This window comes from Kitasatospora sp. NBC_01266 (assembly GCF_036242395.1).
Classification (GTDB): domain Bacteria; phylum Actinomycetota; class Actinomycetes; order Streptomycetales; family Streptomycetaceae; genus Kitasatospora.
In genome coordinates this window covers 2,684,702-2,704,511 of the sequence record NZ_CP108458.1, presented here as the reverse complement: position 1 = coordinate 2,704,511, position 19,810 = coordinate 2,684,702, and the positions used below count along the sequence as shown (strand labels likewise).

General features: G+C 73.9%; 16 protein-coding genes, 1 other RNA gene and 1 pseudogene. 7 read left to right on the top strand and 11 right to left on the bottom strand.

Annotation, left to right across the window (positions count from 1 at the left end; genetic code table 11):
• Positions 1-61 precede the first annotated feature (61 nt).
• Both OG403_RS11420 and lanL read right to left on the bottom strand, forming a co-directional pair.
• Positions 62-2,032, bottom strand: a complete 1,971-nt coding sequence (locus tag OG403_RS11420; protein ID WP_329563752.1) for a prolyl oligopeptidase family serine peptidase — start codon at positions 2,030-2,032, stop codon at positions 62-64.
• Positions 2,032-4,890, bottom strand: coding sequence for a class IV lanthionine synthetase LanL (gene lanL, locus OG403_RS11415; protein ID WP_329563750.1), 2,859 nt, complete (start codon positions 4,888-4,890; stop codon positions 2,032-2,034). The genes OG403_RS11420 and lanL overlap by 1 nt, the downstream gene beginning before the upstream one ends.
• Before the next feature lie 355 nt (positions 4,891-5,245).
• Here lanL and OG403_RS11410 point away from each other — a divergent pair, with 355 nt between their 5' ends.
• From OG403_RS11410 to OG403_RS11400, 3 genes are read left to right on the top strand one after another with little or no spacing between them, the layout of a single operon-like run.
• Entirely contained in the window at positions 5,246-6,160 is a 915-nt protein-coding gene (locus OG403_RS11410) for a Nif3-like dinuclear metal center hexameric protein (RefSeq protein ID WP_329563748.1), read from the top strand.
• A 57-nt stretch (positions 6,161-6,217) separates the two neighbouring features.
• Positions 6,218-6,961: a zinc ribbon domain-containing protein gene (locus OG403_RS11405; RefSeq protein ID WP_329563746.1), complete on the top strand. Its 744-nt coding sequence runs from the start codon at positions 6,218-6,220 to the stop codon at positions 6,959-6,961.
• A 2-nt stretch (positions 6,962-6,963) separates the two neighbouring features.
• A complete protein-coding gene (locus tag OG403_RS11400) occupies positions 6,964-8,169 on the top strand; it encodes a bifunctional RNase H/acid phosphatase (RefSeq protein WP_329563745.1) in 1,206 nt (401 codons plus the stop codon).
• A gap of 24 nt (positions 8,170-8,193) precedes the next feature.
• Here OG403_RS11400 and yaaA read toward each other — a convergent pair whose 3' ends face one another.
• A complete protein-coding gene (gene yaaA / locus OG403_RS11395) occupies positions 8,194-8,985 on the bottom strand; it encodes a peroxide stress protein YaaA (RefSeq protein ID WP_329563743.1) in 792 nt (263 codons plus the stop codon).
• 190 nt (positions 8,986-9,175) lie between these two features.
• Between yaaA and OG403_RS11390 the strand changes: the two genes are divergently transcribed.
• The 4 genes from OG403_RS11390 (at position 9,176) to OG403_RS11375 (ending at position 12,084) form a co-directional block, all read left to right on the top strand.
• Positions 9,176-10,651: an MFS transporter gene (locus tag OG403_RS11390; RefSeq protein ID WP_329563742.1), complete on the top strand. Its 1,476-nt coding sequence runs from the start codon at positions 9,176-9,178 to the stop codon at positions 10,649-10,651.
• Positions 10,652-10,664: 13 nt separating this feature from the next.
• Positions 10,665-11,064, top strand: an RNA gene (gene rnpB / locus OG403_RS11385) — RNase P RNA component class A.
• Between the two features lie 208 nt (positions 11,065-11,272).
• Positions 11,273-11,644 (top strand): hypothetical protein, encoded by a 372-nt coding sequence (locus tag OG403_RS11380; protein ID WP_329563741.1) that lies wholly within the window; start codon positions 11,273-11,275, stop codon positions 11,642-11,644.
• Positions 11,641-12,084 (top strand): NUDIX hydrolase, encoded by a 444-nt coding sequence (locus OG403_RS11375; RefSeq protein WP_329563740.1) that lies wholly within the window; start codon positions 11,641-11,643, stop codon positions 12,082-12,084. Before OG403_RS11380 ends, OG403_RS11375 begins: the two co-directional genes overlap by 4 nt.
• A gap of 243 nt (positions 12,085-12,327) precedes the next feature.
• Here OG403_RS11375 and OG403_RS11370 read toward each other — a convergent pair.
• From OG403_RS11370 to OG403_RS11335, 8 genes and pseudogenes are all read right to left on the bottom strand, one after another.
• Positions 12,328-12,525: pseudogene (locus OG403_RS11370) on the bottom strand (VapC toxin family PIN domain ribonuclease); the annotation flags it as partial.
• A 3-nt stretch (positions 12,526-12,528) separates the two neighbouring features.
• Positions 12,529-13,776, bottom strand: a complete 1,248-nt coding sequence (locus OG403_RS11365) for an IS701 family transposase (RefSeq protein ID WP_329563738.1) — start codon at positions 13,774-13,776, stop codon at positions 12,529-12,531.
• A 90-nt stretch (positions 13,777-13,866) separates the two neighbouring features.
• Positions 13,867-14,901, bottom strand: a complete 1,035-nt coding sequence (locus tag OG403_RS11360) for a ScbA/BarX family gamma-butyrolactone biosynthesis protein (protein ID WP_329563736.1) — start codon at positions 14,899-14,901, stop codon at positions 13,867-13,869.
• Between the two features lie 68 nt (positions 14,902-14,969).
• Positions 14,970-15,443 (bottom strand): flavin reductase family protein, encoded by a 474-nt coding sequence (locus OG403_RS11355; protein WP_329563735.1) that lies wholly within the window; start codon positions 15,441-15,443, stop codon positions 14,970-14,972.
• A 109-nt stretch (positions 15,444-15,552) separates the two neighbouring features.
• Positions 15,553-16,662, bottom strand: a complete 1,110-nt coding sequence (locus OG403_RS11350) for an LLM class flavin-dependent oxidoreductase (protein ID WP_329563734.1) — start codon at positions 16,660-16,662, stop codon at positions 15,553-15,555.
• A gap of 85 nt (positions 16,663-16,747) precedes the next feature.
• The gene (locus OG403_RS11345) at positions 16,748-18,007 is read right to left on the bottom strand and encodes an ATP-grasp domain-containing protein (RefSeq protein WP_329563732.1); all 1,260 of its coding nucleotides are present in this window, start codon (positions 18,005-18,007) and stop codon (positions 16,748-16,750) included.
• Between the two features lie 32 nt (positions 18,008-18,039).
• Positions 18,040-19,404, bottom strand: coding sequence for an aminotransferase-like domain-containing protein (locus OG403_RS11340; protein WP_329563730.1), 1,365 nt, complete (start codon positions 19,402-19,404; stop codon positions 18,040-18,042).
• A gap of 41 nt (positions 19,405-19,445) precedes the next feature.
• A complete protein-coding gene (locus tag OG403_RS11335; RefSeq protein WP_329563729.1) occupies positions 19,446-19,757 on the bottom strand; it encodes a YciI family protein in 312 nt (103 codons plus the stop codon).
• Positions 19,758-19,810 lie beyond the last annotated feature (53 nt).

Here is a 19,810-nt window from a genome sequence, read left to right as displayed (position 1 = left end):
GGTCGGCAAGGGCGTGCTGGTTGCGTCAGGTGTGCCGGCTCAGGTGCGCCGACTGGGGAGGCTAGCCGCCCCGCAGGAACCCCGCCAGCAGTTCGTGCAGTACGGCCGCGCCCTCCTCGGCGAGCACCTCGTGTCCCGCGCCGGCCACCTCCAGATAGCGCAGCTCGCTGCCCTCCGCCCACCCGATCCGCAGCAACTCGTCGCGCAGCGAACGGGATTGGCTCACCGGCACCACCTCGTCCCGGTCGCCGTGGACGACCAGCAGCGGCCCGGCCAGGCGGTGCGCCAGCCGCAGCACATCGCGCGGGCCGTACGCGTCGTCGATCGGGTCGGCGCCGCCCAGGCGGGTGGTCAGCGCCCGGACCGGCGGGGCGCCCTCGGCCAGCAGGCGGGCGCCGGACAGGAACGGGGCGACCACCGCGCACCGCGCCAGCTGTCCGACGGGGGCGTGGGCGGTGGCCAGCAGGGCCAGGAAGGCGCCGTAGCTGACCCCGAACAGCGCGGGCGGCGCCAGGCCGAGAGCGGTCCGCCGACCGGCCACGCCCGCGAGCAGCGCGAGGACGTCGGCCAGGTCGGGCCCGCCCCAGGCGCTCCGGATCGCCATCGCGTGGGCGGATCCGTAGCCGGTGCTGCCGCGCTGGTTGGGTGCGAGCACCGCCAGGCCCTCGGCGGCCATCCGCTGCAGGGCCGGGTCGAACTCCAGGCGCCAGGCGTCGGCCGGGCCGCCGTGCAGCGCGATCACCAGGTGCGGGCTGGTCAGCCAGGCCTCGCCGCCGTACACCACGGCCTCGATCGGTCCGGCCGGTCCGGCCAGCTGCAGGCTGTGCGCGCCGTGCCAACGGCCGCCGCCGCTCGGCGCTGCGCTGCCGTCCAGGCGCCAGCCGGGACCGGGCAGCCCGGGGGCCGCCTGTTGCGCAGCGCCCGGGGCGCCCGTGGCGCCTGGGGTGTCCGGTCCCGCCAGCCGGTCGACGTTCAGGGTGGCCAGCGCGGCCGGATGGTCCGGCGCCGAGTAGGGCATCCGCAACCCGGCGGACCGCGACCAGTGGCCGACCGCCCCGAACCGGCCGGGCGGCACCGCCAGCGGCGCCAACCGCCCGTCCACCGGGCGCCAGAGCGCCAGGGCCGACGCGGCGCCGTGGTCCAGCTGCAGCACCACCCGGCTGTGCGCGGCCGAGGCCACCGCGGGCTCCACCACCACGGGGCGCGGGAAGAGTCCGGGCAGGCGCAGGCCCTCCGGGAAGCGGACCGGCTCGGTGCCGCCGAGGACGCCCCAGCCGAGCCGGTCCTCGCCGGGGGCGTCGCTGCGCAGCAGCAGGAAGTGCGTGTCCGGGTCGAAGAGCAGCAGCCGGTCGTTGCTGCGCTCGGCGATCTCCAGCAGCGGGGTCACGGTGCCCAGCCGCAGGTCGAGCGCGACGCTCTTGACCACCCCGTCGCGCACCCGGTCCAGGCTGAGCAGCCGACCCGTCCGGTCCAGCCAGACCCCGCCGCCGTGCAGCCCGGGGAGTTCGGCGACCTGGCTCGGCGGCCGGCCGTCGGCGTATACCAGCCAGGCGGTGGTGGTCGCGGTGGCGCCCTCGGCCGTGGCCCGCGAGCGGGTGTCCGTCCCGAGCGCCACGGCCACCGGCGCGCCCTCGCCCGGCGGGCTGGACGGCCCGCCGCAGGACGCGGGCCCGGGCTGCGGCAGCGGCAGCAGCCGCAGCCCGGCCATCCGCAGGGTGGCCACCGGCAGTTCCTCGATCAGCCCCGCCGCGTCGGCCAGCAGCACCAGATCGTGCCGCTCGCCGTCGTGCCGGCAGAGCAGCACCCGGCCGTCGGTCAGCGAGACCAGCTGCGAGCGCAGGCTCTCCGAGCGACCGCCCGGCAGCGGCAGCGGTCGCGGGCGGGCGGGCTCGTCCTCGGCCAGCCGCCAGCTCTCGGCGTACCAGCCCCGGTCCGCACCGGCGGCCAGGCAGGCGGCGTGCGAGCCGTCGGCGGCGAAGGTGAAGCTGAGCCGCCGCAGGGCCGGCGCGGCGGTGTGCAGGGCAGCGGTCATCAGGTCTCCTCCGGCGGCGTGGCCGGGCCGCTCCCCGGTGTCGGGCCGCTCCCCGGTGTCGGGCCGACCTTCGACGCCGGGCCGCTCACCGACACCGGGTCGACCCAGAGCCGCGGGCCGCCGTGCCGCAGCCGAAGCAGGAAGGCGAGCGGACCGGACGTGCCCGTCCCGTACCCGGCCGCGCAGCCGGTGCCGGTCTCGTCGGGCAGCACCAGCAGCCCGTCCTGCAGCGCGGCCCTGGCCGTGATCAGCTCGGCCAACTCCCGGGCACCGTCGTGGAACCGCCGCTCGCCGGTGGCCCGGGCCAGGTCCAGCAGGTACTCGCCGTCCCCGGCCAGGCCGTGGCAGGCGCTGGTGCCGCTGTGCCAGCGGTCGTCCAGCACCGCCGTCCCCGCCGCCACCGCCAGCTCGCGCACCTCCGGATCGCCGTTGACCTGCCAGAGCCGCACCAGGAAGCTCCCCACCCCGGACGACCCGCTGCACCAGTGCGCGAGCCGCACGCCCGGCGGGTCGCCGGCGCCCTGCGGCCACCAGGCCGCCTCGCCCCGGTGGCGCGCGGTCGCCGCCAGGGTCCGCGCGGCACGCTCGGCGCCGGCCAGCGACTCGGCGTCACCGGTGGCCCGGTGGGCGGCGAGCAGGAAGGCGCCGACGCCGGCCACACCGTGCCCGTACCCGAGGTGGGTGATCCCGGCCAGGCCGGAGTCGAAGTCCTTGGGCACCGGCCAGACCGTTCCGTACGGCTCGGTGACGGCCGCCGCCAGCAGGCTCCGGGCGGTGGCCAGCGCACTCTCGTGCTCGCCCAGCCGCAGCCGCAGGAACCCGGCGCCGGCCGCGCCGTGGCAGACGTCGGGGTTGGGCCAGTGGACCGGGACGGGAGCGGCCAGCCGCCGGGCCCGTCCGGCCAGCGCCCGGTCGTCGAGCGCCTCCGCGGCCTCCAGCAGTGCCCAGGCGGCCCCGGTGCGCCCGAAGTGCAGTCCGGGCAGCGCCAACGGCTCGGCGGCGCACCGCCGTTCGACCCATTTCGTGGCTTGACGAACAGTCAGTTCGACTTCGGGGCGGGCCGATTCACTCAGCAGGCCGGGTGTCGCCAGGGCGCGGGCCAGCACCGCGAGCACGCCGGACGCGCCGTGCTGGACGTTGCAGGGGTCGGTGCGCCGCCCGTTGGGCACGGCGGGCCAGAGCCGGTCGGGGCGCAGCGGGGTGGCGGTCCGGGCGAGTCGGCGCAGCCCGTCCAGCAGCACCCGGTCGAGCACGCCGTCCGGCACGGCCATCGGGGCGGGCCCAGGGGCGGGCACCGGCGTCGGAGCCGGCGCGGCCTCCCGCACCCGGGACAGCGGCCACCGCTCGCCGGGCGACTGGGCCCGCAGCCCCAGTACCGCCGCCGCCAGCCGCCGGGCCGTCGCCCCCTCCCGTGCGGCCAGTGCCAGCCAGCGCCCGAGCCGCTCGGGCACCGGACGCGCCAGTGGCAGATCCGGCGGCAGCAGCGGATCGTGCCCGGTGGCGAGCAGGAAGAGCAGCCCGCCGAGCGCGAACAGGTCCGCCGCCGGATCGGCGCGCAGCGAACCGGCCTCCTGCTCCGGCGCGCGGTAGCCGGGAGTGCCCGCCGGGCCGGCCACCGTGCCCGCCGGGCAGGCGAGTTCGAGGCCGACCAGGCGGAGTGACGCGTCCGGCAGCACCAGCACGTTGCCGGGGGACAGGTCGCGCAGCACCAGCCCGGTCGCGTGCACCCGCTCCAGCAGGTCGACCAGCGCCAGCGCCATCGGCCCGGCCTGCTCCCACGGCACGTCGGGCGCGCCGTCGCCGGTCAGCCGGGCCGCCACCCAGCTTCCCAGCGGCTGGCCCGGGAGGTACTCCCGCACCAGCAGCACCGAGTCGGCCTGCTCGATCAGCTCCAGCGGCCGCGCGGTGAGCCGCAGCTCGGCCAACTCGGCCAGCAGCCGCGCCTCGTGGCGCAGTGCCGCGCGCGCGTCGGTGCCCGCCCGGTCCACCTCGACGTACGCCCTGGCCTGCTTGACCACCACGTTCGCCCCGCCCTGCGTGTCGGTGCCGAGGAACACCCCGCCCTGGCTGCTCTGCCGCAGCGCCGCCGTCAGCAGGTACCGGCCGCCGATCAGCACTGCGCCGCCCTTCCGGTCCGCGCCCGGTGTCCGCACCGCGCGGGTGCCGCTCGACCCCCTCCCCTCGACGGGGTCGACCACCCACGGCGGGCGGTGGTAGCCCGCCCCGCGCACGTCCTCGACCCGCCGGCCGCCCGGTCCGTGCAGCAGCGGGCGGTACGCCCCGTCGTTGTCCAGCGCGGCGGGCCTGGCGATCACGCCGTACCGGTAGTGCACCCGGCTGTCCGGCGCGTACGGCCGGTCGGAGAGCACCACCGGGCCCGGCAGGCCCTCGGTGGCCCGGTGCAGCGCCTCGGCCAGTCGTACGAACTGCGCCTCGTCCAGCGGGTAGGCGGTGATGAACTTGCCGACCGAGGCGCGCTCGCTGTCGCGCGAGTTGATCCGGTGCAGGCGCTCCCGGTCGGCGGCGAACCGGAACGCGCACGGGTCCTCGGCCAGCACGCCGGCCACCGCCGAGAGCACCTCGGCGGCGACCGTGCCGGCCGCGCTGACGTGGATCTTCCAGCCCTGCGCGGGCAGCAGCTCGGGACGGGCGAGCACCTCGGGCGGCCGCACCGTGCACCAGAAGCCGTCGAAGGCGGCCCCCCAGCCACCCGCGCCGCTCCCCACCTGCTCCCCGGTGCCGGTCACGGCCGCCCGGGCCACCTCGACCAGCGTGTCGTCCGCGGGTGCCCCGGTCCGCCACGTCCGGTCCACCGACTCCGGCCCCCCGGCCGGTCGCGGCGGTATGCCTGTCTCCATCCGCGCCCACCCCCTTCTGCCCCGTCCGGCTGTCGGTGATCCCTCTCGAACGGCAACTCCCGTCCGCACCAGAGAAGTTACTTTCGGTGCCGGTGGGGTCTCAACGCGCTCCGGAGTCACTTCACTCGTACGGGTGATCCGGATTCGTTTTCGCCCTCCGACGACCGCCCCGCTCTGCCAAGGCGCCGCCCGGCGGGCAGTGGGCCGATCCACTCCGCCCGGCTCCGCCGTCCGCCCCACCGAGCGGCCGAACGCTCCCGCGCGCCGGTTGACGCACACGGCCGGACCTGGTGCCCCGGCCCTCGGCCGCGGCCCACGGCCCCGGTCGCGCCCCGGCGCGCGGTAGTCTCAACGGGTGCCGAAACTGTCCGACGTCATCAACACGCTCGACGAGCTCTACCCGCCCAGCTGGGCGGAGTCCTGGGATGCCGTCGGCCTGGTCTGCGGCGATCCGGACGACCAGGTGCGCCGCGTGCTGTTCGCCGTCGACCCCGTGCAGGCCGTGGTCGAGGAGGCGGTGGCCTGGGGTGCCGACCTGCTGGTCACCCACCATCCCCTCTATCTGCGCGGCACCACCAGCGTGGCCGCGACCTCCTTCAAGGGGCGGGTGGTGCACACCCTGATCCGCGCCGGGATCGCGCTGCACGTCGCGCACACCAACGCCGACCACGCCGACCCGGGCGTCTCCGACGCGCTGGCCGAGGCGATCGGCCTGACCGTGCTCGCCCCGCTGGTCCCGGACCCGAGCGACCCGGCGGGCCGCCGGGGCACCGGGCGGATCTGCGAGCTGCCCGCGCCGCTGCCGCTGGCCGAGTTCGCCGCCCAGGTGGCGGCCGCCCTGCCCGCGACCGCCGCCGGCGTGCGGGTCTCCGGCGACCCGCAGCGCCCGGTCCACCGGGTCGCGGTCAGCGGCGGCTCCGGTGACAGCTTCTTCGCCGAGGTCCGGGCGGCGGGCGTGGACGCCTACGTCACCGCGGACCTGCGCCACCACCCGGCCGCCGAGGCCGCCGAGGCCTCCGCCGTCGCGCTGGTGGACGCCGCGCACTGGGCCACCGAGTGGCCCTGGCTGAACCTGGCCGCCCGCTCGCTCGAAACCGCCGCCACCGCGCACGGCTGGGAGCTGGCGACCCGGGTCTCCACCCTGGTCACCGACCCCTGGACGGCCCACGCGCCGATGCCGTACGTCCAACCGCAGCTGTTCGCCGAACCGCAGCCGCAGCCGCAGCCGTCCGCCGACGCGCCGTCCGCCGACGCACCGTCAGCCGGCTGATCCCGGCGCCCTCGTACCGCCCACCCGCTCGACCTCGTCATCACAGGAGCCCCCCGCTTGAACGCCGCGCCCGCCGACCAGATCCGCCTCCTCGACCTGCAGGCCATCGACTCCAAGCTCGACCAGCTGGCCCACCGGCGCCGCACCCTGCCCGAGCACGCGGAGATCGAGAAGGCCAACGCCGACCACACCGCGCTCAAGGACCTGGTGATCGCGGCCCAGGCCCAGCAGGGCGACACCGCCCGCGAGCTGACCAAGGCCGAGCAGGATGTCGAGCAGGTCCGCGCCCGGGCCGCCCGCAACCAGCAGCGGATGGACTCCGGCACCGTCAGCTCCGCCAAGGACCTGGAGAACCTCCAGCACGAGATCGGCTCGCTGGCCAAGCGCCAGTCCGACCTGGAGGACGTGGTCCTCGAGGTGATGGAGCGCACCGAGGCGGCGCAGACCCGGGTCACCGAGCTGACCGCCCGGCTGCAGCACGCAGAGGTGGTGCTGGCGGAGGCCGTCAGCCGCCGTGACGCCTCGTTCGCCGAGATCGACGCGGAGGTCGCCAAGGTCACCCGTGACCGCGAGGCCGTCGCCCAGGTGATCCCGGCCGACCTGCTCAAGGTCTACACCCGGCTGCGCGAGCAGCAGGGCGGGGTCGGCGCGGCCCGCCTGTACCAGCGCCGCTGCGAGGGCTGCCGGGTCGAGTTCGCGGTCTCCGACCTGAACGCGATCAAGGCCGAGCCGAAGGACGCCGTGGTGCGCTGCGAGAACTGTGGCCGGATCCTGGTGCGCACCGCCGACTCGGGCAGCTGACCGTGCCGGTCCGCAGGTTCGTCGTGGAAGCGGACGGCGGTTCCCGGGGCAACCCGGGACCGGCCGGTTACGGCGCCGTGGTCCGCGACGGTGACACCGGCCTGATCATCGCCGAGGCGGCCGAGTACATCGGCCGGGCGACGAACAACGTGGCCGAGTACCGGGGCCTGATCGCCGGCCTGCGGGCGGCCCACGAGATCGACCCGAGCGCCGCCGTGGACGTCCGAATGGACTCCAAGCTGGTGGTCGAGCAGATGTCGGGGCGCTGGAAGATCAAGCACCCCGACATGCAGCCGCTGGCCGCCGAGGCCCGCACCGTCTTCCCGCGCTCGCAGGTCGGCTACACCTGGATCCCGCGCGAGCGGAACAAGGACGCCGACCGGCTGGCCAACGAGGCGATGGACGCGGGCCAGGCGGGCAAGCAGTGGGAGCCCAAGGCCCGCCCGGCGGCGCCCGAGCTCTCGGGGGCCGAGGCCTCGGGGGCCGAGTCGGCGCCTTCGCCGCTCACGCCTGAGCCGGTGGCGCCCGAGTCGCCCGCCGAGCCGATGGCGCCCAAGGCCGGCTGGGCGTTCGCGGCCGACCTCAGCACCCCCACCACGCTGGTGCTGCTGCGGCACGGCGAGACCGCGCTCACCCCGCAGAAGCGGTTCTCCGGCAGCACCGGCAGCGACCCCGAACTGTCCGAGAAGGGCCGCTGGCAGGCCGAGCGGGCCGCCGAGGCGCTGGCCGCGCGCGGCACCATCGAGGCCGTGGTCAGCTCGCCGATGCTGCGCGCCCGGGAGACCGCCGAGGCGGTGGCGATCCGGCTCGGCCTGCCGGTGCGGATCGAGGAGGGCCTGCGCGAGGTGGACTTCGGCGACTGGGAGGGGCTGACCTTCGCCGAGGCGCAGCAACGCCACCCCGAGGACCTGAGCGCCTGGCTGGGCTCCACCGAGGTCAAGCCGACCGGCAGCGCCGAGAGCTTCGCCACGCTGGCCCAGCGGGTCGCGGTGGCCCGGGACAAGGTGCTGGCCCGCTACCCGGGCAAGACGGTGCTGGTGGTCTCGCACGTCGGCCCGATCAAGAGCCTGGTCCGGCTGGCGCTCGGGGCGCCGCCGGACGCGGTCTACAAGATGGAGCTGTCCGCCGCCTCGCTCTGCGCGGTGCAGTACTACAGCGACGGCAACGCCTCGCTGCGACTGCTCAACGACACCGGACACCTGCGCTGACGTGACGTCAGCGCAGGGTCCCGGTCAGTGGATCTCGGTGACCACGACGTCCAGCTGCCAGGGCTTGCGGGCGGTTCCCTGAGCCGCGACCTCCACCTGGTAGCCGAGCGCGCGCAGCACGTCCAGCAGTTCGCCCGGCGTGCCCGGCTCCTCGCCCGAGTTGAGCAGGTCGCGCACCAGGCGTCCCTTGGTGGCCTTGTTGAAGTGGCTCACCACCGTGCGCTTGCCGTCCTTCTCCTGCAGCACCCGCACGGTGGCGGTGCGGGCGATCACCTCACCGGCCGGCTTCCACGAGGCCGCGTACGCCGAACTGCGCAGGTCCAGCACCAGCCGGTCCGCCTCGCCGGGCAGCACCTCCGCCAACTCCCGGCGCCAGTACGCCCCGAGCGCGCCCAGCGGCGGCAGCTTCACGCCGCCCGAGCAGCGGTAGGCCGGGATCCGGTCGCCGATCCGCACCGCGCCCCACAGGCCGGAGAAGACCAGCAGCGAGCGCTCGGCCCGACCGTAGGCGGCCGCGTCCAGCTTGCCGAGCCCGAGCGCGTCGTAGAGCACGCCGGTGTACAGCTCGCCGGCCGGCAGCGTGCCCGCCGTGCGCAGCGCGGCGTTGCGGGCGATCTCGCCGCGCAGCCCCTTGCTCAGCCCGAGCACCTCGGCGGCCGTCTCCTGGTCGCCGCGGCAGAGTTCGACCAGCGCGTCCAGCACCCGCGCACGGGCCTCGGTCAGCGCGGGCAGCGAGAGCGAGGGGAGGGCGAGCGGCGCTCCGTCGGGTGCTTCGGCCTTGCCCTCGGACGGCGGCAGCAGGACCAGGAACGGCATGCGCGGCTTCCCCTCACGACTGGGTTCACGACTGGGTTCACGACTGGCTTCACGAGTTGGTTCAGGAGTTGGTTCGGTGACACGTTCTGCCTGGGTCAAGCAGCCCAGGTTACCGGGCGCGCTGGGGCGGTGACCTCCGGCGGTCGACTCGTCGGTCGGATTCATCCCATGAATTGATTAGGATGAATGAGTGACTGACCCGACCTCCCTCTCGCGGCGCCGCCGCCTGCTGATCCTGGCGATCTGCTGCCTGAGCCTGCTGATCGTCGGGCTGGACAACACCATCGTCAACATCGCGCTGCCGTCCATCCAGCGCGACCTGCACGCGCCCGCCTCCGGGCTCCAGTGGGTGATCGCCGCCTACACCCTGGTGCTCGCCTCGCTGCTGATCCTCTCCGGCTCGGTGGCCGACCGGGTCGGGCGCCGCCGGATCTTCCAGCTCGGCCTGCTGCTCTTCGTGCTCGGCTCGCTGCTCTGCAGCATCGCGCCGAGCCTGGGCTGGCTGGTCGCCTTCCGCGCGGTGCAGGCGGTGGGCGGCTCGATGCTCAACCCGGTGGCGATGTCGATCATCACCAACGTGTTCACCGACCCGCGCGAGCGGGCCCAGGCGATCGGCGTCTGGGGCGGCGTGGTGGGCATCAGCATGGCGCTCGGCCCGCTGGTCGGCGGGCTGCTGGTGGACAGCTTCGGCTGGCCGTCGATCTTCCTGATCAACGTCCCGATCGGCCTGGTCGCCATCGTGCTGGCCGCCCGCTTCGTCCCCGAGTCCAGGGCGCCCAAGCCGCGCCGCCTCGATCCGGTCGGCCAGCTGCTCGCCGTCGCCGTGCTCGGGGCCGGCACCGCCGTGATCATCGAGGGCCCGGACCACGGCTGGACCTCGCCGGGAATCCTGGCGCTGGCCGCCGTCGCGCTGGCCGCGCTGGTCGCCTTCCCGCTCTGGGAGCGCCGCCACCGCGAGCCGCTGCTCGACCTGCGGTTCTTCCGCAGCGCACCGTTCTCCGGGGCGACGGTGATCGCGGTCTGCGCCTTCGCCTCGCTCGGCGGCTTCCTCTTCCTCAACACCCTCTACCTGCAGGACGTGCGCCACTACTCCCCGGTCGAGGCCGGTCTGTGGACGCTGCCGATCGCCGGCTTCACCCTGGTCTGCGCCCCGATCTCCGGCCGGATCGTCGGCTCCCGCGGCCCCCGGCTGCCGCTGCTGGTGGCCGGCCCCGCGCTGGCCGCCAGCGGTCTGCTGCTCACCCGGCTGACCGCCACCTCCTCGCCCGCCCTGCTGCTGACCGCCTACAGCCTGTTCGGTCTCGGCTTCGGCCTGGTGAACGCCCCGATCACCAACGCGGCCGTCAGCGGCATGCCGCGCTCCCAGGCCGGGGTCGCGGCGGCGGTGGCCTCGACCAGCCGCCAGGTCGGCCAGTCGCTGGGCGTCGCGGTGCTCGGCACCGTGGTCACCGCCGCGGTGGTCGCCCCGTTCGACACCGGCTTCGCGCCCGCCAGCCACGCCGCCTGGTGGATCATCGCCGGCCTCGGCGCGACCATCACGCTGCTCGGCCTGCTCACCACCACCGCCTGGGCCCGAGCCACCGCCGCCCAGGTCGCCGCCCGCCTCGACCCGCCGCCCGCCCCGGCCCCCGCTGTCCAGGAGGCCCGCGCCGACCGGCTACGATGACCAGTACGGCGGACGAGCCGGCCGGGCGGTCGCGACGGGTCCTCACAGACCCGCCGAGGAACGTCCGGGCTCCACAGAGCAGGGTGGTGGGTAACGCCCACCCGGGGTGACCCGCGGGACAGTGCCACAGAAAACAGACCGCCGACGGCTCCGGCCGCCGGTAAGGGTGAAACGGTGGTGTAAGAGACCACCAGCGACCGAGGTGACTCGGCCGGCTCGGTAAACCCCACCTGGAGCAAGGTCAAGATCGGCGCCCTCGGGCGCCGTGCGTGAGTGTTCGAGGGCTGCTCGCCCGAGCTCACGGGTAGACCGCACGAGGCTGTCGGCAACGGCAGCCCTAGATGGATGACCGCCTCCCCGGGCCGCGCGAGCACCCCGGGAGACAGAACCCGGCGTACAGGCCGACTCGTCCGCCCCCTGGCGTAAGAAGGTCCCTGATCTGCGAACCCGCAGATCAGGGACCTTCTGCATCGCCTGGCGCCGACGTTGCGTCAGCCGACTTTCAGGCGTTCGAGGAACTCCGGGACGCCGTCCACCTGGCGGTAGGGCCTGAAGGCCGGTCGGGCGGAGATCGCCCGTCACCTCACCGAACGGCTCAGCCGAGTAACCGGGTTGGAAGTTGTGCCGGTACCCGATGGGGTGGCCCCCTCCTGGTACGGGTTGACGCTCACGTACCGGTCCGACGAACTGGGTGGCCTGCCCATCGAGCGGTTCCACCAAGCCCTGCTCGCCGAAGGCGCGGTGGAGTTCGACCGGCCCGGATCCACCCGCCCGCTCCACGAACTTCCGCTCTACCAGCGCCCCGATCTGCTCTTCCCGGGCCACCCGCACCACCACCGGCAGTACTCGCCTGGCGCGTTCCCGGTCGCCGAGCACGCCCACCGGCACACGATCAAGCTCCCGGTCTGGCATCGTGAGCAGGATCTCGCGCTGGCCGAGCAGTACGTCCGCGCAGCCGTCAAGGTGAGCGACCACCACGAGGAGTTGCTGTGACCGTTGCCTCCGCCGAATTCCTGGCCGGCCTCGTGAGCGAGGCAAAGCGGGACGGCATCACCAGCTTCGTGGCCGCCGCCATCGTGACCGATGCCGACCGGGTCCTCCTGGTGCGGCGCAAGCCCGACGACTTCATGGGCGGGATGTGGGAGATCCCCTCGGGCAAGGTCGAGGAGGGCGAGACCGTCCTGCTGGCACTCCACCGCGAGACCGCTGAGGAGACCTGCCTGATCATCGACAGTGTGCACAGCTACGTCGGGCACTTCGACTACCCCAACAGCCGCGGCGGCACCACCAGGCAGTTCAACTTCGCCGTCACGGTCGAGAAGACCGAACCGGTCATCCTCACCGAGCACGATGCCCACCAGTGGGCCCTGCCCAACGACCTGCCCGAGGTGAGCGACGCGGTGCGCGGGCTGATCGCGCGTCGCGATCGTTGAGAACGAGGCTGCTGTCCGGGGGTGTGGCGATGCTGTGGCGATCAGGCTCACCTGGACGGCATTCTCGCGGTTCACTGCCCCTGAGGAGACAGAACCCGGCGTACAGGCCGACTCGTGCGTCCCCCAGGGGCCTGCCGTGTGAGGCGGCGAAAAGCCCCTCGCCCGTCCCTCGAACGTCCCTCGGACAATGCGAGGACTGACCCATCGCCCGTCCGGATCTGCGCCCCCTGACAGGCCGCATGCTCAGTGGTCGGCGCTGCCAGGTGGTACGACCCATTCGGTGGGTTGGCCGGTGAGGGAGGCGATCATGTCGAAGTCGCCGTCGTAGTGGAGGACCGTCCGGCGGTTCAGTTCCGCGGTGGCGGCGATGAGAGGGCCGGGGAGTGACAGGGCGCGGTGGAAGCCCGCGTTGAGCGCGTGGTGCTGGACCTCCAGCGCGCGGCCTCAGGCGCCGGCGGACAGCAGTCCCGATCCCGCCCCCACCGCCTCGCCCCGCACCAGTGCCCTGCCGTGCCGGTGGTGCCCCGGCCGGGAGTTGACCGTGCGGGTGGCGGGGATGCCGGCGCAGAGGCCGGGGCGCACGGGGTGGGGGAGGCGGACGGCGGGTGGGCGGGTGGTGGCGATGACGCGGCTGTAGGCGTAGGCGGCGGAGGTCATCGTCATGTGGTGGTGCCAGCCGGAGAAGGATCGTCCGGCGAAGTCGAGCATCCCGAAGGCTTCGCCCAGGGTGGCCAACGCGGCCCGGGTGCGCTCCAGGTGGCGCAGCAGGGAGATGATCCGGTCCGCGCCGGCGTCGGCCAGGTCGGTGAGGTAGTAGCGCGTCGCGCGGGGCTCCGTTCCGGGCTGGTGGGCCCAGAGGCGGTGCGGGAGCTCCGAGCCGGGCAGGCGGACCGGGACGGAGACGAGCATCGGCAGGCGGTGCCGCGCGGGCGGGGCGAGCAGGAGTTCCGCGGCCGCGCGCGGCGCCGCCGGGTGGCCCGGCGCCGGGACGGCGGTGAGGAGTTGGGCGGGCGGGACGCGCACCAGGTAGTCCACGCCGCGCCCGGCCAGCTCGGCGGGCAGCCGGTCGGCGCCCGCCAGGTCGCACAGGTCGGCGACCAGGGGCGTCGGGTGCGACGCCGGTTCGACCGGCCGGCGGTCCAACAGGTCCAGCAGCTGGGCCAGTTCGGAGCGGCCGGACGCCTCCTCGGGTATCCGGGCCCGCTGCAACCGGTCCGCGTCGGTGCGCCAGCCCTCGTCGAGGAAGAGCTCCCAGTCCACCGGGACGCTGCACTCCTCGTTCGACAGGAACAGGCCCAGCCCCACCTGGCAGTTGAGCGTACGGCTGGCCTCGGGGACGTAGCGGCGGTGCACGCCGGCCGAGTGCTCGCCCCGCTTGGGGATGACGGCGGCGCCGATCGTCCAGGCGACCGGCGGCCGCGCGGCGGCGACGGTGCGGGCCAGCTCCTGGCGCACCGGGGCCCAGTCCCAGGGGCTGGCGTTGATGAACTGCTGCAGGCACTGCGACGCGGTGCGCGAACCCGGTACGGCCAGTGCCAACCGGCGCAGCGACTTGCGACCGGACACGGTGAGCAGGCCCCGCAGGTAGACCTCCGCCCACTGGCGCTGGTCGGTGCGCGGCAGGACCGCGAACAGGTCCTCGGCGAAGGTGGTGACATCCGGTCGGGATCGGTACAGGCGGTACGCGGCCACGTGAGCTCTCCCCGGGCTGGGTTCTGTCATCAGGGACGGACAGCAAAAGAATACATAACGATCTGTATTTTTTTCAATGCCGCGTCCGCCTCAGTCGCACAGACTCGCCACCACGACGCTGTCGAACACCGGGCGCCCGTCCTGTGTCGCCGTCACCCGGACCACCGCGTCCTCGCCCGCGTCCTGCGGCGGCAGCTGCATCGCGGTCACCCGGCAGGGCAGGGCCGGATCCGCCGGTGCGCGGAAGGCGCTGCGGACGTCGACCGGCAGCATCCGGTACGGCGCGCAGACCGCCTGCGCCGCCTGCCGCGCGGCCTCCAGGAAGAGCATCGGCGGAACATGGCCGGCCAACGGGTCGTAGAGCACCGGGTGGGAGGGGTCGACGCGCAGCTGCCAGCTGGACTCACCCGGCCCGGACGGCCGTCCGTCCAGTCCGAGCACCACGTCGTGCTCGTGCAGCCGGCCCACGACGACCGCGGGGACGGGCTCGGCCAGCGCGGGCAGGTCCCGCACCCGGGAGCGCCCGGTGCGGCAGGACGGACCGCCGCGCGGATCCGGGACGCGGTACCGCTGGCCCGGGACGCCCTGGTCCGCGGGCGGCTCCAGGAAGCGCAGCACCAGCCGGCCCGTGCCGGCGAAGGTGTCGCCGCGCAGGGTGTCGCCGCGCAGGAAGTCGGCCTCCAGCGTCATCGAGGACAGCCGGCCCCGCTGGTGGCGGACGTCGCGGCAGGAGACCTCCAGCCGCACGTTGGCCGGGCACTGCCCCAACAGGAGTGCGGCGGGCACCACTTCGACGTCCAGCGCTTCGATGAAGGAGGGGTGTCCGTCGGGCACCCCGTAGTAGAGGTGCCCGACGAGCGCCGAGGCCTGCCGCAGCGTCTCGGCCACCAGCAGGGGGTCGTACCAGCTGCCGGCGAGCGGCGTGTAGAACGCGTGCCCGCGCGGCCACTGGGCACCCAGGTGGAAGGTGTCGGCGCCCAGCTGCCGCCAGTCGGTGATCAGCACCTCGGCGACCGCGGCGCGGTCGACGAGCTGGCGGGGGGCGGTCCTGACGAAGGTCAGACCGTCCTGCTCCGCTCCGTGCTGGGACGGCAGGAGGGCTCGCGAATAATCGGTCACGGACACGCGGAACAGCCCTTCGTTCGGTCGGGGTGGCGCGGGTGACGCCGACCCGACAGGGGACGGAGCGGCCCTCAGGCCACGAGCTCCGCGAACCGGCCGGCGTGGAACACCAGGGGCCCCGCCTGCTCGGCCAGTGCGCCCTCGGTGGCCTCGGCGATCACCAGGTCGTGGTCGCCGGCCGGGTGGATCTGGGTGATGCGGCAGTCCAGCCAGGCCAGCCCGTCGGGGGCGACGGGGTGCCCCGCGCGGGTGTGCGCCCAGTTCCGGCCGGAGAACCGGTCGGTGCCCCGCAGCGAGAAGGTCCGGCACAGCTCCGCGTGGCCCTCGCCGAGGATCGTCACGGCGAAGCCGCCGGCGGCGCGGATGGCCGGCCAGGTGGTCGAGGTGTGCGCGGCGCACATCGCGACCAGCCGAGGGTCGAGCGACACCGAGGTGAAGGAGTTGACGGCCATTCCCACGGGACCCTCGGGGGTGTGCGCGGTGATCAGCGCGACTCCCGTGGTGAACCGGCCCAGAATGTCTCGGAACGAGCGTTGATCCAGCATCAGTTCTTCCGCCCTCTCGCCCTGCGCCGGCACGTGCCGGCGGGCGACGTCGTTGGTGTGCTGCCCGGGCCCGGGGCCGGCTCCGCGGCCGGCCCCGGCCCTGGACGGGTCACTTCTGCCGGCTGGCGATGGCCCAGTCGACGGCTTCCTGCGGACGCGCCGCCGAGCCGGTGATCTGCGGTGCGACGTAGCGCGCCAGCAGCTCCATGCTGCGGTTGGTCTTCTCCCACGAGCACCAGTCGGCGACGTAGACCAGCAGGGTGCCGAAGCCACCGGTGATCTCGTGGATCCGGCGGATGCCCGCCACCACGTCCTCCACCGAGCCGACCAGCGCGCCGCCCGCCTCGACCCGGGCCTCCAGCGCCCTGGAGCGCGGCGTGTTCTCGTCGATGACCTCGCGGCCGGCGGCCTTGCCGAAGTACTCGAACAGCCAGCGGTCGTAACCCTCGCGGACGTCGGCGAACGCCTCCTCGCGGGTCTCGGCGACGTGCACGGGCAAGGCGATGCGCCAGTTCTCGCGGTGCAGCGTCTGGTTGTGCTCGGCCGCGGCCTCCTCGGCGTACTTCCACTGGTGCGCCAGGCCGATGTGGGCCGGGGCGCCCGGGGTCATCAGCGCGAACGGCAGCGCGAAGGAGGTCATGCTCAGGCCGTAGCGGCCGATCAGGCGCGGGCTGGACTGGGAGGTCCCGGAGGTGGCCACGGCGACCTCGATGCCCTGCGGGCTGAACCGCGGCAGCTGGAGCTTGGCGTCGTTCAGCTCGAACCAGTCCGTGGACTGGGTGACCCGCTGCTCGCCGTTGACCAGCTCCAGCACGGTCGGCAGCGCCTCGTCCAGGCGGCGGCGCTGCACCGGCTGGTCCAGCCCGAACATCTTCGCGTCGAACGGGACGCCGGGGCCGACGCCCAGGATGTACCGGCCACGGGTGAGGTGGTCGAGGTGCACCGCGCGGCTGGCGACGTGGAAGGGGTGGTGGCCCGAGAGCGGGACCACGCCGTGGGCCAGCTTGATCTGGCGGGTGCGCTGGGAGGCGGCGGCTATCAGCGTCTCCGGCGCGCCCACCAGGCCCCAGCCCAGGGTGTGGTGCTCACCGAACCACGCCTCGTCGAAGTTGAGTTCGTCGACGTACTCGACCAGGTCGAGGTTGCGGCGGATCGCCAGGTGCGGGTCCTGACCGGTCTCGTGGACGGGCGAGAGGAAGATTCCGATACGGCTGTGCACAGCTGTCCTCCATGAATCGACAGGATGGATGGTCCGGGTGATCGCCCAACGGGCGGAAGAATCAAGGCGGTTCGGAAGGGAACGGTCACCGCACGCGGTAGACGGCGTCCTTCAGCTCACGCGCCCGGCGGTACTCGGCGGTGACCCGCTCCTCCTGAGGGTCCGTCAGGTACACGCGCAGCGGGCTGGTCAGCAGGTCGACGGTGGGCCGGATGCGGGACCCGGGCGAGAGCTTGACGGCGACGCGGTGGACGCTGCCGAGCCCGGAGATCTCCTCGACCACCGCCGGGTCGACGGACTCGACCGAACCGTCCAGCTCGGTCGGCGCGTTGTAGACCACCGCCGGCTGCACCCGGCGGTAGGTCCGCCCGCCGTACCGCGCCTGGAACTCCTCGGGGCGCGTGTAGGCGAGCGCCGCCAGGGCGGCCTGGTTGTGGCCCAGGCAGACGTCGTGGAAACCGGCGTCGATGTTGCCGTTCAGCCGGGTGCCGATCTCGACCAGGGCGGGTCCCTCGTCGGTCACGATCACCTCGGCGTGAGCGGGGCCCCACCGCACGTCGAGCGCGGCCAGCACCTCGTCGACGTAGGCGATCAGCGCCGGCACCGGGTCGCGCTGCGCGTCCAGCAGGATGTCCCGGTTGTAGATGTTCTTGCCGGAGGGCAGCAGCGTCTTCTCGTACTGCCAGACGCCGCAGGCGTAGCGCCGGCCGTCGCTGCTGACGGTGTCGACGATGTACTCGGTGCCCTTGAGGTAGGACTGCACCAGGATCTCGGTGTTGGTCCCGCCGAAGATGTCCGGTACGGCCAGCACGGTCTCGGCGGCGCCGCGGACCTGCGCGCTGTCGTGGCAGACGTGGACGCCGTCGGAGGCGGCCGAGCTCAGCGGCTTGACGACCACCGGGTAGCTGCCACGCGCCTCGGCCCAGGCGACGACGGCCTCGACGTCGCCGCTCTTGAACTGGTCGGCGCAGCGCACCCCGGCCTCGCGCAGGGCCTCGATCATCTCGTACTTGTCCCGGCGGGCCCGGGAGCGGGCGGTCCCGTTGGACGGGACGCCCAGCGCCTCGCTGAGCCGGTCCGCCAGCATGACGGCGGACTCCTGGCCGGGGATGACGCAGACGGGGTGGTAGGGGCGGAGCTTGTCGGCCAGCACCTGCTCGTCACCGGAGACGATGTTCTCCGCGTACGCGGCGAGGTCCGGCGCGAGCATGGCGGGGATCAGCTCGGGGGTGCTCTGCACGTGGAGCACCCGGGCACCGAGCCGCGCGAACGCCTCGGGGTAGTAGTTCCCGGCCGAGTACCCGTCCACGACGACCGCGACCGGCGGTTCGGTCAGACTGCTCATGTTCGTTTCCTTACCCTGGGGTTGGCTGTCCGTCAGACCCCGGTGCGCGGGGTGTCGGCGATGAAGCGGGCCAGGCGGGCGATGCCGGTACGGATGTCCTGCGGATCGAGGTTGCTGATGCCGAGCCGCAGGGCGCGCCGGCCGCCGCCGTCGAGGTGGAACATCCGCATGGGGGCCCAGCTGACGCCGTAGTGGCGGGCGGAGTGCTCCATGGCGGCGAGGTCGGCCTCGAAGTCGACCTCGACCACGACGAAGAAGCCGCCGCGCGGGGTGTTGAAGCGCACGCCGTGCTCGGCGTACCGCTCCGGCGGGAAGTGCTCGGCGAGCGCCCGCAGGGCGGCGTCCAGCCGCTCCAGGTAGACCGCCGCCAGTTCACGGGTGGGCGTGGTCAGGTCGTAGTCGTGGTCGACGAGCATGCCGCCGATCACCGCCTGGGACAGCGAGGAGGAGCCGACCGTGAACATGGCCTTGGCCTTGGACAGTTCCTGGGCCAGTGCGCGCCGGGTGCCGTCGGCGTCGGTGACCTCCTGGTCGGCGATCAGGTAGCCCAGGCGGGCACCGGGGAACGCGGACTTCGCGAACGAGCCGAGGTAGACGACCCGGCGCCGCTCGTCGAGCGACTTGAGGGTCGGCATCTTCTCGCCGTCGGGGGCGAACAGCCCGTAGGGGTTGTCCTCCAGGATGATCAGGTCCTCCTCGGCGGCCACCTCCAGGAGCCGGCGGCGGGCGTCCAGCGGCACCACCGTGCCCGAGGGGTTGGAGAAGTCCGGGACCAGATAGACCGCGACGGGGCGCCGGCCCTCGGCGCGCACGGCGCGGGCCGCGGCCGCCACGTCCTCGGGGTCGAGTCCGTGCGGTCCCTCGGGCACCGGCCGGAGGGGGATGTCCAGCATCCGGGCGGCACCGCGGATGCCGACGTACGCCGGGGAGACGGCGAGCAGCACGTCGTCGGGGGAGCTGAACAGGCCGCGCAGGGCGACCAGGGTGGCCTCCTGGAAGCCGTGGGTGATCATGACGGCCTCGGGGCCGACCTCGATGTCCTCGTCGTGCCGCAGCATCCGGACGACCTCGTCCTGGATGAAGCCGTTGACGGGGCCGTACTGGAACATCAGGCGGGTGATCCGCTGCCGCGGCACCCCCTGGTCCTCCAGATGCTTGAGGTAGCGGTCGGTGTAGTACGACAGTTTCGACAGGTCGTGGTTGCCGTCGTGCGGGGCGCCGGAGGAGAACGACAGGGCCGCGGGGAACTTCATCGCGGTCTCGCTCAGGATCCGCATCGAGTCCATCTCCGGATCGACGATCCCGGCGTGCAGCCGGTCCCGGTCCAGGCAGCCGGGGCCGTCCTCGCCGACGGGGCGGCGGGCGCCGGCAGCGGCGTCAAATGGCTGGGTGTGCACGTGAGGTGACCCTCTCTCGTATCGATGGGGGAGCGGGACGCTCAGGCGGCGTGCTGCCCCGGCCGGTTCAGCGCCTCGATCCAGCTGCCCTTGCCGGGCGACCACTCGCGGATCCGGGTCCGGGCGACGATGCCGCCCTTGACGTACGGCTCCTCGGCCAGCAGCTGCTCGAGCCGCTCCCGGTCCTCGGCCTCGTAGACCAGCAGGCCGGCGTTGGCGTCGGCCAGCGGTCCGCCCAGCAGCAGGATGCCGCGCTCGGCCAGGTCGTACAGGTTGGCGGCGTGCGCCGGATGCAGCTCCTGGCGCCCTTCGCGGTCGACGCTGTACTCGAACTCCACTACGAACTTCGCCATGGGGGTTCCTTCCTGAAGGTGGGGAGTGGGGCTTTCACACGGGGCGGGGCTTC